14 protein-coding genes and 2 pseudogenes are annotated in these 16243 nt (G+C 64.7%); 6 read left to right on the top strand and 10 right to left on the bottom strand.

Annotated features, from left to right (window positions below):
- Positions 1–3 precede the first annotated feature (3 nt).
- Positions 4–249, bottom strand: a pseudogene (locus ACT86A_RS09110) (vitamin K epoxide reductase family protein); the annotation flags it as partial.
- A gap of 21 nt (positions 250–270) precedes the next feature.
- Positions 271–1062, bottom strand: a complete 792-nt coding sequence (locus tag ACT86A_RS09115) for a DsbA family protein (RefSeq protein WP_445091561.1) — start codon at positions 1060–1062, stop codon at positions 271–273.
- 377 nt (positions 1063–1439) lie between these two features.
- On the opposite strand from ACT86A_RS09115, the gene ACT86A_RS09120 reads away from it, so the two are divergent.
- The 3 genes from ACT86A_RS09120 (at position 1440) to ACT86A_RS09130 (ending at position 4805) form a co-directional block, all read left to right on the top strand.
- Entirely contained in the window at positions 1440–1601 is a 162-nt protein-coding gene (locus ACT86A_RS09120) for a hypothetical protein (RefSeq protein ID WP_445091562.1), read from the top strand.
- A gap of 459 nt (positions 1602–2060) precedes the next feature.
- Positions 2061–2534 carry a hypothetical protein gene (locus tag ACT86A_RS09125; protein ID WP_445091563.1) on the top strand — a complete coding sequence of 158 codons (474 nt, stop codon included), beginning with the start codon at positions 2061–2063 and terminating at the stop codon, positions 2532–2534.
- Positions 2535–2606: 72 nt separating this feature from the next.
- A complete protein-coding gene (locus tag ACT86A_RS09130; RefSeq protein ID WP_445091564.1) occupies positions 2607–4805 on the top strand; it encodes a peptidase domain-containing ABC transporter in 2199 nt (732 codons plus the stop codon).
- Positions 4806–5297: 492 nt separating this feature from the next.
- On the opposite strand, the gene ACT86A_RS09135 is transcribed toward ACT86A_RS09130, so the two are convergent.
- From ACT86A_RS09135 to gnd, 3 genes and pseudogenes are all read right to left on the bottom strand, one after another.
- Entirely contained in the window at positions 5298–6149 is an 852-nt protein-coding gene (locus tag ACT86A_RS09135; protein ID WP_445091565.1) for a helix-turn-helix transcriptional regulator, read from the bottom strand.
- A 568-nt stretch (positions 6150–6717) separates the two neighbouring features.
- Positions 6718–6951, bottom strand: a pseudogene (locus ACT86A_RS09140) (IS256 family transposase); the annotation flags it as partial.
- A 491-nt stretch (positions 6952–7442) separates the two neighbouring features.
- Complete coding sequence (gene gnd / locus ACT86A_RS09145; protein ID WP_508104360.1) at positions 7443–8471, bottom strand: phosphogluconate dehydrogenase (NAD(+)-dependent, decarboxylating); 1029 nt, start codon at positions 8469–8471, stop codon at positions 7443–7445.
- A gap of 549 nt (positions 8472–9020) precedes the next feature.
- On the opposite strand from gnd, the gene ACT86A_RS09150 reads away from it, so the two are divergent.
- Complete coding sequence (locus ACT86A_RS09150; protein ID WP_445091567.1) at positions 9021–10679, top strand: VanW family protein; 1659 nt, start codon at positions 9021–9023, stop codon at positions 10677–10679.
- 30 nt (positions 10680–10709) lie between these two features.
- Here ACT86A_RS09150 and ACT86A_RS09155 read toward each other — a convergent pair whose 3' ends face one another.
- The 3 genes from ACT86A_RS09155 to ACT86A_RS09165 all read right to left on the bottom strand — a co-directional run bounded on the left by ACT86A_RS09155 (position 10710) and on the right by ACT86A_RS09165 (position 14276).
- Complete coding sequence (locus ACT86A_RS09155; protein WP_445091568.1) at positions 10710–11570, bottom strand: SDR family oxidoreductase; 861 nt, start codon at positions 11568–11570, stop codon at positions 10710–10712.
- Between the two features lie 182 nt (positions 11571–11752).
- Positions 11753–12979, bottom strand: a complete 1227-nt coding sequence (locus ACT86A_RS09160) for a helix-turn-helix domain-containing protein (protein ID WP_445091569.1) — start codon at positions 12977–12979, stop codon at positions 11753–11755.
- Positions 12980–13085: 106 nt separating this feature from the next.
- A complete protein-coding gene (locus tag ACT86A_RS09165; RefSeq protein ID WP_445091570.1) occupies positions 13086–14276 on the bottom strand; it encodes a helix-turn-helix domain-containing protein in 1191 nt (396 codons plus the stop codon).
- A 187-nt stretch (positions 14277–14463) separates the two neighbouring features.
- Here ACT86A_RS09165 and ACT86A_RS09170 point away from each other — a divergent pair, with 187 nt between their 5' ends.
- Entirely contained in the window at positions 14464–14715 is a 252-nt protein-coding gene (locus tag ACT86A_RS09170) for a hypothetical protein (protein WP_445091571.1), read from the top strand.
- Between the two features lie 166 nt (positions 14716–14881).
- Entirely contained in the window at positions 14882–15031 is a 150-nt protein-coding gene (locus ACT86A_RS09175; protein WP_445091572.1) for a hypothetical protein, read from the top strand.
- A gap of 394 nt (positions 15032–15425) precedes the next feature.
- Here the strand turns inward: ACT86A_RS09175 and ACT86A_RS09180 are convergent, their stop codons facing one another.
- Both ACT86A_RS09180 and ACT86A_RS09185 read right to left on the bottom strand, forming a co-directional pair.
- On the bottom strand, positions 15426–15842 hold the full coding sequence (locus ACT86A_RS09180) for a type II toxin-antitoxin system VapC family toxin (RefSeq protein WP_445091573.1): 417 nt from the start codon (positions 15840–15842) through the stop codon (positions 15426–15428).
- Positions 15842–16093: a FitA-like ribbon-helix-helix domain-containing protein gene (locus tag ACT86A_RS09185; RefSeq protein WP_445091574.1), complete on the bottom strand. Its 252-nt coding sequence runs from the start codon at positions 16091–16093 to the stop codon at positions 15842–15844. Before ACT86A_RS09185 ends, ACT86A_RS09180 begins: the two co-directional genes overlap by 1 nt.
- Positions 16094–16243 lie beyond the last annotated feature (150 nt).

The raw sequence follows: 16243 nt of genomic DNA on the forward strand, positions 1-16243 counted from the left end.
GCGGAATACCCTGCGCGGAAAACGCACGTTGGCGACAGCGAGCACCGCGAGGTTGACCACCACCGAGAAGCCGACGATGCCGATGATCGGATTGGGAAAGCCGAATACGGCGGCCCGTTCGGTGGTCATCACACTGCCACAGGACAGGATCGGGTTGATGCTGCACGAGGGCCGGTAGTTCGGATCGATGAACAACTTGAACCGCTCGATGGTCAGCGTGACCGAGGCGAGCCCACCGACCAGCAGCACCCAGGCGAGCGACGGTGTTGTTCACTTGGCCGCCGCGGCCGCGATGACCGCTGCCATCGCGTCGGACTTGAACTGACCGTTCGGCAAGCCGATGTCCTGGTTTTTCACCTGGGTGCCATTGACGAAGATCGTCGGTGTCGTCTGGACTCCGCTGTTCTGCACATCCTCGGTCTTGGCCCCGATGTACTCGTTGTAGTTGTTGTCCTTGATGCACTGCCCGACCGAATCCGGCACGCCGGCGCTCTTCGCGATATCGATCAGCTGGTCATCGGTCAGACCCGCACTGCCCTCGCCGGGCTGCTGCTCGTACATGGTGACCAACCAGCCCACGTACTTCGACGGATCCGCCTCGGCGACGCAGTACGCCGCATTGGCCGCGCGTGAGGAGTACTTCGTGGTGGAGGCCTCGTTCAGGAACGAGATGATATTGTACTCGACGATGGCGGTGCCGTTGTCGACGGCATTCTTGATGGCCTGGGCATTGGCGGCCTCGAACGCCTTGCAGGCCGGGCACTGCAGGTCGGCGACGACGCGGACGGTCACCTTGGCATCGGGCTTGCCGATCCGGACCGCACCGTTGTCGGTGACGGTCGCGGTGGCGCCGTTGGGTAGCCCGCTCGCCGTGGCGGCGATGGACGGGGTGGGGCCCAGATCGTTCTTGTCGGCGTTTTTCACCGCGATACCGATGCCGATCGCCGCGATGAGCCCGATCAGCATGGCGGCCACACCCGCCTGGATGAGAATCTTGCGGTTGCGGTCGGCGCGCTCCGCCGCCGCGAGCGGATTCGTCTTACCATTCGGTTTCTTGCTCACCGTGCGTTCACCACGCCTTTCGCTTACCTGCCGGTTTCCTACCGCCACGATGGTAGATCCCGAACCTCCCTGGGTGGAGGCATACGGCGGGGACTACAAATTCCGGACCCGCGGAGGCCTTTCTTGCTGCGATTGGCAAATTGATGGTCGTTGACGGCGAACTGTAGACCTCGAGGGCGGGTCAACCGGCCGCTGCCGATGCCGGTAGCAGTAGTACCAGGTTGGACACTGCGGCATTCCCCACTGAAGGTATTGCGGATGCAGATTCCGGGAATGCCGCATAAGTGCTGTCTTCCGCGGACTTGTGCGTCGTGCCATATTCAAATGCGTATTGGTTCTTCGCTAGTCGGCGGAGACAAGAACGAAGGAGAAACGCAATGCGTGACGAGGGCATCCAGGAGTACACCCAGGTGGACACCTCGGCGGCGGCACCCGCATCGGTGCGAGTTCTCACCGACAACGAGCTGGCCGCAATCCGCGGTGGCGGCGGGCCCATTGACGGGTGCGACGGGAAACCCCATGGGGGACCCTGGTGTTAATTCGAGGCGCTCGGTAGACCACAGCACCGAGGCCGTGGCGCCCGGGCGGCTGTAAAAGGAGAATACTCGCCTCTTACAGCCGCCCGGGCGAAGCCGTAGTCTCGTCGTTGCAGACTGCGTCAGATATGAAGCCCGGCGCGTGCCGCAGTTGAGGCTGATTACTTGTTCGGTTCGACATTTATCCATCGATCACAATTTCGCTGGTAACGCGTCCAGCTATCGCATGCAACAATCGCGGGTCTATTTGACGGAATCAAGGCACTTGTGCAAAAGAAGGGATTCGCGGTGACAGACGGTCCTGATGCGCTAGGGCCCGCGCCAGGCGGCTCATCGGTTTTCGAGCAGTTGAATCATTGGCTGTTCCGGCAGTCGGCGCTTGCGTATTACGAGTCGTGGGGCGGCGATCCTGCCCTCGCCGCACGCGCGCCCGACGGCGCGCTTCCGAAGCGGTGGTGGCCGGTGATCGTCGCGGCGTGTCTGGTTTGCCTGGCGATGCTGGGTGTGTTTTCCGTACTGGTCAAGGTGCCGGTTATCGCCAGAGTGCCGGTACTGCTGGTTGATCTGGCTGACGGTGCACGGCCGGACGAGGTCGTGGCCGTGTTTCCGGAGAGCGCGAAAGAGTCGGTGCGCCGGGGGACGACAGTGCAGGTGCCCGCCGCTGGCCGCACAGGCATGGTTGGGGTCACAGTGTCAGGTGACGGGGCGGTGCTGACCGCGTCGCAGCTGGTGGCCGTATACCCGGCGCTAGCCGAGGCGGCGGACCTACCGGCGCGCGGCATGTTTGCGCAGAGCGCCGGTGTTTCAATGTCGGCCGGCCGTGGCGTCGGTGCCGGTGCCGGTGGCGGGACCGTGGTGCTGACCGCCAAGGGCTATGTGGGCGAACGGTCACTGATGCAGCTTGTCGAGTCCGCCGGTCGGATGGCCGGCTCGTAGCTGTCGGTGGGCGGTGGTGGCGTGGACAGCACCAGCCGTCACAAATGAGAAATCGAACGATGGGTGAAGGGTGTGAGCGACGAGAGTACGCGGCACCGGTCGGTGCGGATCCGGCCACGGCGTCAGGTGCCGGTGTTGATCTCCGATACGATGACCGAGTGCGGGGCGGCCTGCCTGGCCATGGTGTTGGGCTATTTCGGCCGCCGGGCCACGGTCGAGGAGTGCGCGAAACTATGTTTCGTTGGCCGGGACGGGGCGAGCGCATTGTCGGTCGCGACCGCTGCCCGCAGCTATGGCCTGCGGGTCACTCCGTGCCGGGTGGAGCAGCTTGACGACCTCGCCCAGATAGGCCGGCCGGCAATCCTGTTCTGGGGATTCAACCATTTCGTCGTGCTGGAACGGTTCCGCGGCGCAGACGCAGTGATCGTGGACCCGGCTCGTGGCCGAATCTTCGTCGAGAGGCAGGAGCTGGACGAGAACTTCACCGGTGTGGCCCTGCCCATGGCCCCGGGGCCGGAATTCCGCCCCGGCGGGGCTCGCCCGGCTAGCCCCGGTTGGATCATGGCAAAGCGGGTGCTGCGCGCGCCCGGTATCGGCCCCCTGATCACCAAGGTCGTGCTGGCGTCTCTGCTGCTTATCGGCCTCGGGGTGATCGGGCCGTGGGTGATCACGATTATTGTCGACCAAGTCGTGCCGACCGGGCAGCGCGTCACCTTACAGGTCATCGCGGTCGGCGTGGGGCTGGTCCTCCTCTGCCGCTCACTAGTGAGCCTGGTGCGTGGCCTGCTGCTGGTCGACATACAAAATGAGGTCGACCGCACCCTGTCCACCTCATTTTTCGACCATCTGCTCCGGCTGCCCTACAGTTTTTTCGAGAGACACTCCGTCGGTGACCTGCAGAGCAGGCTGGCGGCAAACAGCCAGATGCGGATGGTGCTCACACAGAACACGTTGAGCGGGGCGCTCGACGGCATCCTTGTCGTCGTCTACGCAGCGGTGCTGTTCGCAGCATCCCCGGCGTTTGGGCTGGCCGCGGCCGGGTTCGGGGTTGTGCAGATCCTGCTCGTCGTCATACCTGCCCGTCGGATCACCCAGCTTACCGTTACCGAGCTCGCCGAGGGCGGGAAGACCAGTGGCTTTGCGGCCGAGGCGCTGCGCGGCATCGACTCAGTCAAGGCCGCTGGTAGCGAAGCGTGGGCGTTCAGTCGCTGGCATTCCCTGTACGAACGCCAGCTCACCACCGGCATGCGACGGGCCCGGCTCACCGCTGTGCTATCGGTCGCCGCCACCGCCGTCGCCGACGCATCCACCCTCGTACTGCCCCTACTTGCCGGATGGCAGGCCCTCTCCGGTACTTACTCCGTCGGCGCCATGATCGGCCTCGTCGCGCTCGCCGCGAACCTCTCTCAGCCACTGACCCGGCTTGCGGTCACCGTCCAACAGCTTCAGGGCGTACAGGGCCACCTGCGCCGGCTGGCCACCATCTTGACCACCACGGTCGAACAGGCTCCGGCAACGTGCCGACCCGCCCCCACCCTGACCGGCCATATCGACCTGCACAACGTTGGTCTACGTCACCCCGGCGCAAGCTCGTGGGCCCTGCGACACATCACCCTCACCATTCCCGCCGGAGCCCGGGTCGCATTCGTCGGCCCCTCTGGCAGCGGCAAATCCACTCTGGTCAAAATGATCCTCGGCTTCTACCCACCCAGCGAGGGCCGGGTCCTGCTCGACGGGCACGACCTGCGCGACTTGGACCTGGGAACTGTCCGCCGCCAGTGTGGCGTCGTTCCTCAGGAGGTCGTTGTCTTCAACGGCACCATCCGCCGAAACATCGCCTTCGGCAATCCCGACCTGTCATTCGCCGAGGTCCGTCGCGCCGCCCAGCTTGCCGACCTCGAACGTGACATCGCCACGATGCCTATGGGCTACGAGACCATCATCTCCGAAAACGGCTCGACGCTTTCCGGCGGTCAGCGCCAACGCCTCGCCCTTGCCCGAGCCCTCGCTGGCCAGCCTGCCATCCTCATCCTCGATGAAGCCACCAGCGCCCTGGACACCATCACCGAAACCACCATCGCCAACAATCTCGTGCACGCCGGCATCACCACCATCACCGTCACGCATCGGCTGTCCACCATCCGACGGGCGGACACCATCGTCGTCTTGAGCAACGGCGGCATCGCCGAGATCGGGGACCACAACACGCTCATCGCAGCCCCCGGCGGCCTCTACGCCGCCATGGCAACAGGCGCCGAAACTGCCGTATAGTCAGGCAGCTTTCGTAGTGGTACTGAGGATAGTCGGGCAGGAAGCCCACTGCTCGTCCTCACCTCGGCTGGGTCTGCTGAGCAGGCAGAGGAAGTGGAAGTGGAGCCGTCGACTCACCAGGAACTGGCGTTCTGACCGGTCTATACCAAGTTACTAGACCTTTCCCTGTGATGGCTTCACGTTGCCCCTTCACGCGGCATTCAACAATACCGGGCGGCCGACAGTCGTCGCAATGATCGGTTTGCGCAGCGGATCAGGAACATGTTCTCTCAGTGGATCATCTGCTGTCGGTGGTCCCGCGACTGGCGAACGTGATTGTCCCACAACGGGTGCCAAACGCCAGCAAAAAAACTTGCTTCAAGATCTCAACACGCTGACTGGTAAGATGACCCCTTCCATCATGGCGTCCTGCGGCCTGCGCGATCGGCCGCCCGGTCTCCCGTACCGCACCCTCACCGAACTCCGGATCGAACTTACTCCGCCATCAGGCCCTTACCCTATGGTCCGGCTTCCACGATAAGAGGGGAATCGCAGGGCGCCCGCACCGTCGCTAGTGGGTAAATGCAAAACCACAACTTCGTTACCCATCACATTCGGCGAAACCGCGACCAGCCGCCTGGCCTGCACGCCCAACACTGAATGACGGAACCGCACGATATCGGGATCGTGACTGCTGACCGGATATTCAGACCACCACGCCCTGAATTCGGGACTGAGGTCGGACAATTCGTTGACCAGGTACGTCAGCCGTTCATTGTCGAGACCCTTCGCCGCCATGGTACGCAATCGCCCCACCAGGTTGCGGGCAGCTCCCTCCCAGTCCACGAAACGCTCGCGTGCTTCCGGTTCTGTGAACATCCACCAGGCGATGTTGCGCTGCTGATCAGGAAGCTTCGCGAAGTTGGTGTAGCATTTTTCGGCCGCATCGTTCCAGGCCAATACGTCAGCACTGCAGGTCACGGCATAGACCGGACAGCGAGAATCGAATGCCCAGACAATCTCCCACAGAAGCTTCTCGTGAGATGGTTGGCGCACTACCGGACTCGGGGGCGGTAGCCGCCCACAGGAAAGTAGGTGCAGATAGCTGCGTTCGCCCTCGCTGAGTTGTAGCACTTGGGCGAGGCTGTCGAGCACCTCGGACGATGGGTTGATGTCACGCCCCTGCTCGATGTAGGTGTACCAGGTCGGGCTCAGACCAGCCAGAATAGCGACGTCCTCCCGACGCAGTCCGGCAGTGCGGCGCCGTCGACCGGCAGGTAGACCTACCGTAGATGGATCAATCCGCTCACGGCGACTCCGCAGGAATTTTCCCATTTCAAGCCGCTGTGGCTCCTTGTCTAGCACAGGACCGCTCCTCTTCGGCGACGTCTTCGGAGCGAATCGATCCCCGCCACCGTCTCCTGAGTTGCCGATAACCAGGAATCGAACGCTCCGCGCCGGAACTGGGTCCGGCAGGTCGCCCGATCCTAGCGATGGTTGCCCGATATCGGAGGTTATCGGCCAACACATCCTGTGGCGTGTATGGGTCGCGGTGAGGTTCTTCCGTTTTCACGGAGAGCTCCAATCCGTGGTCCGATAGGACCAGAAGGAGTTCATCGGTGCCTGCACCGAAGAAGTATCCCGAGAAGCTGAGGGCTCGGGCCGTCAGGCTGTAGCGGGAGTCGGATCCCAAGCCGACGACTCGGAAGGTGGCCCAGTAGCTGGGTGTGATCATGAGACGTTGTGGAACTGAATTCGCCAGGCGGAGGCCGACGCTGGCGAGCGGAGCGATCGGCCGACGACCGACATGGTCGAGGAGAACAAGCAGTAAGCGGGTGGCCGAGCTAGAGCGGCTCAATGCGGTATTGCACTATGCGAGTGCGTATTTCGCGTCGGAGCTCGGCCAGACCCGGAGGTGATCCTGCGGTTCGTGAAAGATCACCTGCAGCACCTCGGTCATCTTCGTGGACTTGCGCGCCCATGCCGGCAGGATCGCCGAGGAAAAATGTTGCCGCTCACCCGTTTCCATATCGGTGCGCCTGTCATTGACCCGCGGTGCTTTCACCGTGACCGCACCGGCGGCGGTCAGCACCTCCCGCTCGGCGTGAAACCCTTTACGCACCACCAGCCGGCGGCCGTTCTCATCGACCTGGCCGGCGAAGCGGTCTCTACGGAGCATGGCTGCGAGAAGTCATCGAAAGCGCAGTGTCGGGTCGGACCGATGTCGATCCGCTCGCCGTTCTGGCGTCGCTCATCGCAGAGCGCTTCATCGAAGGGCCCGCAGCTGCGACCCCGCTCGCCAAGATACGCCCAGTGCCCGCTTCGGAAAGGCAAATTGTCGCCATGGCGGGTAGTCACATCACTATCAAGGCAGCCGGATCGGGTCGGATCAGCCCGACTCGGACCGGATCGGGTCGCATTTACTCGACCAAGAAGTCGAGCAAAAAACTCACCAGCGCCAAGCGTGTCAACAAGACAGAGTCCGGTAGGTGAAGAAAGTCCTCGTTGCCGACGATATCCAGCGGCGCGTCACGTGAGGCTGGGCATGGCGGCCCCGGTGAACGAGAAACTGGCGGAATTGTGGCCGCTTGATCATGAGGCATCGATGCATGGGCCGACCCTCCCGGCTAGTGTCGTGCCACCGATGGGGTTTGTGGGCTACTGACCGGGCAGTTCGAGATGCCCGCCGAAGGCTTTCCGCATCGCCGAGAGCACCTTGTCCGCGTATAGCGATTCTCCTCGCGAGGAGAATCGCGCGAACAGGGCCGAGGCCAGCACGGGCACGGGCACGCCGGTGTCGATCGCGGCATCGACCGTCCACCGGCCTTCGCCGGAATCGGATACCCGACCGCTGTAGGAGTCCAGGTTCGGGTCCGCGTACAGCGCGGCTGCCGTGAGATCCAGCAACCAGGAGGCGACCACCGACCCCCGGCGCCATACTTCTGTGATCTCGGGCACGTCGAGGTCGTAGCGGTAGTACTCGGGGTGTTCCAGCGGCGTCTCCTCCGCGGAGAACCCGCCCGCGTGCTCGGCGCCGTAGTTGGCCTTGGCCAGGACGTTCAACCCTTCGGCGTAAGCCGCCATCGCCCCGTACTCGATGCCGTTGTGCACCATTTTCACGAAGTGGCCCGCGCCCGCCGGTCCACAGTGCAGATAGCCGAGTTCGGCCGTCGAGGGCTCCCCGGTGCGTCCCGGCGTCCGCTCGGCGGCCGCCAGGCCTGGCGCGATGGATTTCAGCAGTGGGTCGAGGTACTTCACCTGCTCCGCCTCGCCGCCGATCATCAGGCAGTAGCCGCGGGACCGGCCGAATACCCCACCTGAGGTGCCGATATCCAGGTAGTGGATGCCTTTGGGTCGCAGCCGCTCGGCGCGCTCGAGGTCCTCGTGGTAGCGGCTGTTGCCGCCGTCGATGACGATGTCGCCGGGCTCGAGCAGTTCGGCCACCTGGTCGATCACCGCGCTGGTCGCGCCCGCTGGGATCATCACCCAGACCACGCGCGGGCGCTGGAGTATGCGCACGAACTCCGCGAGGTCGGTGCTGCCCTGGAAGGTGTCCCCGAGCTCGGCGCGCAGTTCGTCGACGTGCTGGGGGTGACGTTCGTACCCGACGGCAGTGTGCCCGTCCGCGACGATCCGGCGCACGATGTTGGCGCCCATTCGGCCCAGGCCGATCATTCCCAGCTGCATGCCATCCATCTCCTCGTATGCGAAGTCTTGCGGCGGGGTCGTTTCCTGCGATTCTCCCGCCTGGGTTCGATCACGTCCGCCGGCGCGTGTAACGCCTCGCGCGGCCTGTCGATAAACAGGACGGCTCCGCACAGTTGCCAGACCCCCGACCCGGCAACTGTGCGGGCCTCTTTGTGTGCTGTACCGGGCTCTACGCGCGGGATGTGCTGCTCTCCGCGCTGTGCCGATCGCTGTCGGTAGGGGCCACTATCGTGGGTGTGGACTCGTGTCGTGCGAGTCCACAATTCAATCGAACGTGGAGGACGGTTCGTGACGAGCCAGCCGAGCGCCGGAGACCGCGGCCCACACACGGGTGGCGAAGTCGGAGGGCGTCAGCTCCTCGGGGCGGATCGACCCCAGGAATCAGACCGATCGGCCGGTTGGCGCGGCGATGCGCTGCCCACCGCGCCGATCCACACCAACCGTAGGCGGCCGTTGCCTCCGCCGCCGCGTAGGGTACCCGGGCGCCGCCCGATTGCCATCCGGTTGCCGAAGCGTCCGGATGTCGCCGTGGCCCGCCGGGTGGGCATCGCGGTCGGCGCGGTGCTCGCCATCGCGGGCCTGGGATACGCGCTGGACTTGGCGCTGTCCTCGGGCGAGGTGCCACGCGGCACCGTCGTCGCGGGCGTCGACATCGGAGGCAAGGACAAGTCCGCCGCCGATGCCGCCCTGCGGACCGAACTCGAGCCGCGAGCGAGCCGGGAACTGCCGCTGCGCATCGGCGACGTGCAGACCCGCATCGTGCCGAGCGCCGCCGGGCTGGCCGTCGACTGGGACGCCACTTGGTCGCGGATCGGCTCCCAGCCGATCAATCCGTTCACCCGTCTCGCCTCGTTCTTCACCACCCGCGACGTACCGATCGTCAGCGCGATCGATGCGCCGTCCCTCGATCGCCAGCTGTCCGAACTGCGGGTGCACGACCGCCCCTCGGTCGAAGGCACCATCACCTTCGACAAGGCGAGACCCGTCGCGGTCGCGCCCGTGCCGGGCCGGGAGCTGGACGTCGCCGCCGCGCGTACGGAACTGGTCGACCGGTGGGCGACTGGCACGACAGTGGATCTCCCCGTCGTTCCCGCGCCGCTGAAGGTGCGTCCGGAGGCCGTCGACAAAGCCTTCCGCGAGATCGCGCAACCCGCCGTAGGCGCTCCGATCTCGTTCGCGGGCAAGGGCGCCGCGGCCAGGCTCGATCCCGAGCAGATCGCCTCCGTTCTGACCTTTGCCCCCGATGAACGAGGCGGTCTGGCCGTGTCGGTGAACCAGGACGCCGCGATCGGTCTGCTCGCACCGCAACTGGCTGCCTCGGAGGTCGAACCGAAGGACGCGACGTTCGCGGTGTCCGGCGGCAAGCCGTCCGTTGTTCCCGCCGTGGTCGGCGACAAGATCAACTGGCCGAAGACGCTCGAGCAGTTCACCGCCCTGCTGGTCGCTTCGGGCGACCGGACGGGCCAGGCGATCTACGAACGCGTCGACCCGAAGCTGACCACCGAGGCCGCGCAGGGGCTCGGCGTAACCGAGGCTGTCGGGTCATTCACCACCGGTGGCTTCAGCGGCCCCTCCGGCATCAACATCCGCACCGTAGCCGGAAAAGTCAACGGCGCGATCGTTAAGCCCGGAGAAACGTTCTCGCTCAACGATTTCACCGGTCCGCGCGGCACCGCCGAAGGATACGTGGAGTCCGGCATCATCGATCACGGCCGTCCCAGCACCGCCGTCGGCGGCGGTATCAGCCAGTTCGCCACCACGCTCTACAACGCGGCATATTTCGCCGGTCTCGAGGATGCGGGCCACACCGAGCACAGCTATTACATCTCCCGCTACCCCGCCGCCCGCGAAGCCACCGTTTTCGACGGTGCGATCGACCTGAAATTCCGCAACAACACCCAAACCGGTATCTACATCGAAACTTTCGCGACCGATGCCGAGATCACCGTCCGCCTGTGGGGCACCAAGACCGTCGACGTCGAATCCATCACCGGCGAAAAAACCAAACCGACCGAACCCAACACCATCACTTTGCCAAAGGGCAAGGACTGCATCGCCTCCGAAGGCGCCCCCGGGTTCACCATCTCCGACACCCGCGTCATCACCGAACGCAAGACCGGCCGCGAAGTCACTCGCAGAACCCGGACGGTGAAATACGACCCGATCCCGGTCGTGAAGTGTGAGTGAGCTGAAGCGGCAGCAGGGACATTCTTCGACCTATCGGAACGCGGAAATGTTCTGGGAAACCCAGTCGCGGAACGTCTGAGCCGGGAACCGGGTTACCTGAGCGACTGTGTCGCGAACCGCCAGCAGCTCGTCGTTGATGTCACCGCCCGTGACATCGAGAAGCGCGTCGGCTGCTTGTGATCCCATACCCGCAATCATCCGTTCGCGCGCTTGCGCACGGCTGATCTCGGTCACCGAGAGCGGACGTCCGAGGACCGAAGCGATGGTTTCGACCTGCTGGCGAGCAGTTATGAGTTCAGGTCCGGTCAGGGCGTATTCGCGGCCTCGATGCCCGGGTTCGGTCAATGCCGCACGGGCTACGCGCGCGATATCACCAGGATGAACGGTGGGCAGACCGACCTCGGCGAAGGGGATCTCCACACCACCGCGTTCACGAATCGAGTCCGCCCACCACAAGGCGTTGGACGCGAACTGGGTGGGGCGCAAGATGGTCCAGTCCATGCCGCTGGTCTCGACCAGTTGTTCCACAGCGGCGTTCTCCTGCGCCGGCCCCAGATGGGGATGCGTTTGCACGGTGATGGAGGACACCAGCACGACATGCTCGACGCCCGCACGCTGGGCTGACGACAGGATGGCGGCATCGTCCCCGACGCGCGACACCAGGAACAACGCGGTGGCCCCTTCGATTGCGGGCCGCAGCGAGTCCGTATCCTGCAGGTCGGCCTGGAACGGCTCGACCCCTTCGGGCAGCCGGGCTGAGGTTGCGTTCCGGGTCGCCGCACGAACGCGGACCTCGCGATGCTCAGCCAGCTGTGTCAGCAGTGCTCTGCCGATGTTGCCAGTCGCGCCGGTCACCAGAATCGTTTTCGCCGACGCTTGCGTGTTGATCATGGCCCCAAAGCTAGAACCTCAACACCAGTTCAGGTCAAACGATCTGCCGCAACACGGCGCTCCACACGACCGGCAGCTCCGGCTCCGCTCGGTACGTGGAGAGGCGCTCATGGCGGGGCCAGATCCATCACACCGCTGAAGGTCCGCCCGCGAGCGAGTCCAGGGCGGCCTTTGTGGCTCTGCTACACCGGGACGCCGATGCGGCGGGACAAATCCCGCACATCTCGGCTCATACCTGTGGGCGGATGCCGCACCAGGTCGTGGATCATCTCCCGGGCGAACCCGTTGTACCGGATCGTCTCCGGCGCCGTTTGCTCCGACCTCTCCAGCATCGCGAGCGCCGCCCCAGGGTCCCGATGCTGCGTGTAGGCGCGCGCGACCTCGATGTAGTGGCGGGATCTGCGCGGCACTGACGCGATCGTTTCCGCATCCAAATCCCGTACGGCCCGCAAGGCTTCCGCCGACCGCCGCAACTCCACGCCCAGCGTCGTAGCGTGCGCCTGCATCACCGGTATCGAGAACGATGTCTGTACATGCCGGTATCCAGGGCCGAGGTTGCGGGCCATCTCGTCGGCGGTCTCCCAGTGCTGCCACGCATCACCGTGGCGGCCGCGGCGAGCGTGCACGTATGCCTCCTCCGCCTCCAGGGCGCCCGCGATGCCCCGCCAATCGTCTGGGGTTTCATCCCGCTCCAGGTAAGGCTCGAGTTGCTTCAGCGCATCCCGGACCAGCGCGATCGCTTCCTCCCAGCGGCCGGAGTCCCGAAGGGCCTGCACCATCGCCCATGTGCTGCATGCGATTACGTATGGGTCGTCGGCTTCGAAGCCTTCGTGCATCGCCCGGTCCGCGACCAACCACACCAGTTCCGGAGCGGGCTGGTAGGCGACGAAGAAATCCGCCAGTTGGTAGACCCCCGCGAGGATGCGTCGTGCCTCCCGGCGGTCGGGGCCGGTAACCCGGGCGGCCTGCTGCGCGTCCCGGATCAGGCCAGGCAGCAGGGCGCCGAGTTGGGTGCGGTGGTCGGGGCTGGTATGCCGGATCTTCCACGCCTGATCCAGGCGGATGGCCAGATGTTCCACTCTGGTCGGGCGGGCATTTCCCGCGATCCGGTAGTCGGTGAGCGCCTGACGCACCTCGGACAGCGCCTCATGCTGCCGCCCGGCGAACACCGCCACCGATACAGCGGCACCGTTCCCGGTCAGCTCAGCAAGATCCTTCACCTCGAGCGCTTGCGCGATCCGCAACAACGTCGGAAGTTTCGGAGTCTGAAGGCGTCCGGACTCAACGGCTTTGAGCCACTCCGCCGATCGGCCCACCAATCCCGCCAGCACGGGCCGCGACATGCCCGCGCGCTCGCGCAGCCACTTGATTCGTATGCCTACCGGTGCTTCACCCCGGGGGTCGTGCATGTGACCCTCCTTCGTTTCCGCAGGTTAGAGCGTATCCACCACGTTTCGGTGTTCGTTGGGCCGGGCTCGGCCGCTACTATCCGCATCAAGGGTGGGAACTCGTGGATCAACGGACGCCGACGCGCTGGGCGAGTCCGCGCAACGCGTTGGGGCGCTCCTTTTCCAGCAGCTCGGCGACGACCTGCTTCAGCAGCGACTGGTACATCGTCCACTCCGGGCCGCCGATCCGCTCCGCGGCAAGCAGCATGTCCAGTGCTTTCTGATGCTGCCCAATCCGGTTCAGCGCCGCGGCCTGATCCAGCAAATGCCGGGCCTGGCTCACCTGCGTGAGACCAGCCCCACGGTTCGGCATCGCCTGCGCCGCCTTCAGCGCTTCGGGATACCGCTCCGACGAGACATTGATGTCGACTGTTTGCATCACCACCTGCGACGGGCCGAAGTTGCACTCGTAATCCTTGGTGTCCGATCCCAAGCGCTCCGCCACTTCACCAGCAGCGCCAGCGAGATCCAGTGCCTCTCTGGTCTTCTGCCCCCGGCCGGCCGCCGTTGCGGTCTGCAACATCAAGGACCCGTACACCGACAGCTCCGAAGTCGACGCATCCCCGACCGGCTCTACGCTCGCCGCGGCCTTCAACGCGACTTTGTGCGACTCTTCGTAGCGGCCCTGGACGAGCAGCTGCCACGCCACGGAGCCCCGCAGAGTCGCCAATAGCAGTGGGTCATTCCCGTGTTCCGCTGCCGACAATGCGCTTCGGATCGCGGTGAACGCCGGATCGGCCTGCCCCATGTGCACGAGCGTGCACCCTGTCACCCAGTACATGCGTGCCAGCAACTCGTGCGCCGGCGCTACGTCTGCGGCCTGAGCTACGTGCGCGGTTGCCCGTAACTGAGAGATGCCGGACGGGAGCACACCTGCGAGCACTTCATAGCGGCCGTTCCAGTAAGCGCCCCACGCATAGTCCACTGCGCGCCTGGCCTCGCTGATAGCAATCGGCAGGTCGTCCCGCTCGTCGCCGGTCAGGTCATCGACCGCTGTTAGTGCGCGCCTGATGGCAACCACTCCGGCATGCGGGTCGCTGGACGGGATTCCATACCGCTTACCGACCAGATCGGCAATGTCGATGTCGAGAGCTCGTGCGATCTTCTGCAGGCTGGCGATGCTCGCGCCTTGACGGGCTCCCCGCTCGAGCTTCTTGATCAGGTCGTGGCTTACTTCGGCATGCTCAGCGAGTTGCTTCTGTGTCAGTCGTTTTCCGCGGAATCGGCGGATGCGCGCGCCGATGATTTCGTCGTCCATGGTTGGCCCTTCGCTGCGTCCCTGCTCTGACAAGGGTAAGCGAGATTCCTCAAAAGGGGGACACCTTGTCCCCCCGTGACTTCAGGGACCGGCTTTACGTTTCAAGTGCCGCCTCGCGCAGTGACTCGAACCTCCTCGCTGGGTGGCATCAAACCACTACGGAACACACGCGCAGGGGGTAGAGGAGATGCCCGGAATTCTGATCGCCGTCGCAGCAACTGCTTTCATGCTTGTCCTGATCTTTGTCTGGTTGCCCGCTCTCATGGGCCATCTCGGTGGTTGCCATCCGGAACCAATCACCTGCTACAGCGTCCAGCAGGCGCATCAGGTGATGCAGGATCTCATCGACTGCGACGCTGGCAGCTGTGCGGCCAAGTGCGCCGCCATGGATGTACTCATCGCCACAAAGCGCTGCGTTCCCGCGAGGGCCGTCCGGTGAACGCGGTAGCCCAAACCTACGAGCTGAATCGGTGGCGGCTGCAGAAGTGCGACGAGACCTACATCAGTGGTCTCCAGCACGCACGGTTCGTCATGACTCTGCACGGCGGGCATGGAGGATGCCGTCTTTTCCTGGCGGCCCTGCGGTACACATCGAGTGTGTGCGGATGATCGGCTACTGGGAGTCTTTCATCGACGGCTTCGGGGCGGTCGTCGGGGACGACGGGTTCCTGTACACCGCTGAGGAGTACGCGGATCTGCTCGAGGAGCAGGCAGTCGCGCGCGCCGAATGGCCGGACACCGACGGGTGGGTGTGATCATGGCCGCCGCCCTGATCGTCGCCGCCGGCCTCGCCGCCATGGCCGCGATCTGCTACGCCGTCGCCCTGCACCGCCCTGAACCCGATGCGCACGTCGATCCGGTGGGCGACTGATGATCAGTCTCGCTGACGCCGAGCAGTAGCGAAATTTCCACCGAAGCGGACTACTGCACCTACAGCACGCTGCTGCGCGGGCTACGCTGCCTCTGCGAACGCAGCTTCGCCATCCTCACCGGCTGCTGGCCCGCCCGGCGACATTTCACCCGCAGCCCCGAGAAGAGCGGCACCATCGTCAAGGCCGCCCTCGTCCTCACCCACTTCGAATACCGCCGCACCGAATGAAAGTCGGTGAAATCACCTCTGTGTGCATGTGACAACCGCTGCGGTCGGAGTCATTGCCATGGGTCGATGATGGGCACTGCGGCGGCCTCGAACGGCGTGGTGTCGTGGGTGGCGACGATGAAGCCTGCGGCGGCGGCCGTGGCGGCGATCATGCCGTCGGCGGTGGCGATGGCCAGTCCGGCGGCGCGTGCGGTGGACATGAGATGCGCGTACTGCGTGGTGGCGTCCAGGTCGTACGGCAGGATGCGTCCGGTGAACAGCGGCAGTATGCGGCCCTCCAGCTGCTCGAGGAGTTCGGTGCGGCGGCGGCCCGCGGGCATGCTGGCCGCGCCGTAGCGCAGCTCGCCGACGGTGATGGCGCTCAGGTACAGGGTTTCGATGTTCTGGGCGTCGAGCCAGTCGGCTACTCGCGCGTCGGGGGCCGGGCGCAGAGGTTCGCTGATGACGTTGGTGTCCAGGACGATCACTAATCGAACTCCATGGGCTCGGCTGGGATACGGTCGCGGTTGTCGAGCAGGGCGTGTTCTTCGACGGTCAGCGCGATCTCGCGGCCGATGGCTGTGAGCATCGAGCCGAGTTTGACTCGTTCGGGTGGTTGCACAGCGTCTGTGAGGATCGCTCGTATCTCGGCCTCGGCGCTGCGGCCGTGCATAGCCGCGCGTTGGCGGATCGCTCGATGTACTTCGTCGCTCAGATTACGCACCACCACGTTCTTCATGCGATATCATCTCCTTCGTTCGATATCAACGATAGCGGAATTTTCTACTGATATCACTTTTCGTGCTGATTCCTTCAAGGGTGCTTATAGGCGGTCGGCCACCCTCGAGCTGCGAGCCATCAAAAGTCGCCATCGAGACCCAGGCCGCCA

This window comes from Nocardia glycosmidis, from assembly GCF_052545115.1.

What these genes read in the sequence shown, in the direction of transcription:
- ACT86A_RS09155 (WP_445091568.1), bottom strand. Translation starts at nt 11,570, where the DNA reads ATGATCAACACGCAAGCGTCGGCGAAAACGATTCTGGTGACCGGCGCG.
- ACT86A_RS09165 (WP_445091570.1), bottom strand. Translation starts at nt 14,276, where the DNA reads ATGGACGACGAAATCATCGGCGCGCGCATCCGCCGATTCCGCGGAAAA.
- ACT86A_RS09175 (WP_445091572.1), top strand. Translation starts at nt 14,882, where the DNA reads ATGATCGGCTACTGGGAGTCTTTCATCGACGGCTTCGGGGCGGTCGTC.
- ACT86A_RS09160 (WP_445091569.1), bottom strand. Translation starts at nt 12,979, where the DNA reads ATGCACGACCCCCGGGGTGAAGCACCGGTAGGCATACGAATCAAGTGG.
- ACT86A_RS09185 (WP_445091574.1), bottom strand. Translation starts at nt 16,093, where the DNA reads ATGAAGAACGTGGTGGTGCGTAATCTGAGCGACGAAGTACATCGAGCG.
- ACT86A_RS09170 (WP_445091571.1), top strand. Translation starts at nt 14,464, where the DNA reads ATGCCCGGAATTCTGATCGCCGTCGCAGCAACTGCTTTCATGCTTGTC.
- ACT86A_RS09120 (WP_445091562.1), top strand. Translation starts at nt 1,440, where the DNA reads ATGCGTGACGAGGGCATCCAGGAGTACACCCAGGTGGACACCTCGGCG.
- gnd (WP_508104360.1), bottom strand. Translation starts at nt 8,471, where the DNA reads ATGCAGCTGGGAATGATCGGCCTGGGCCGAATGGGCGCCAACATCGTG.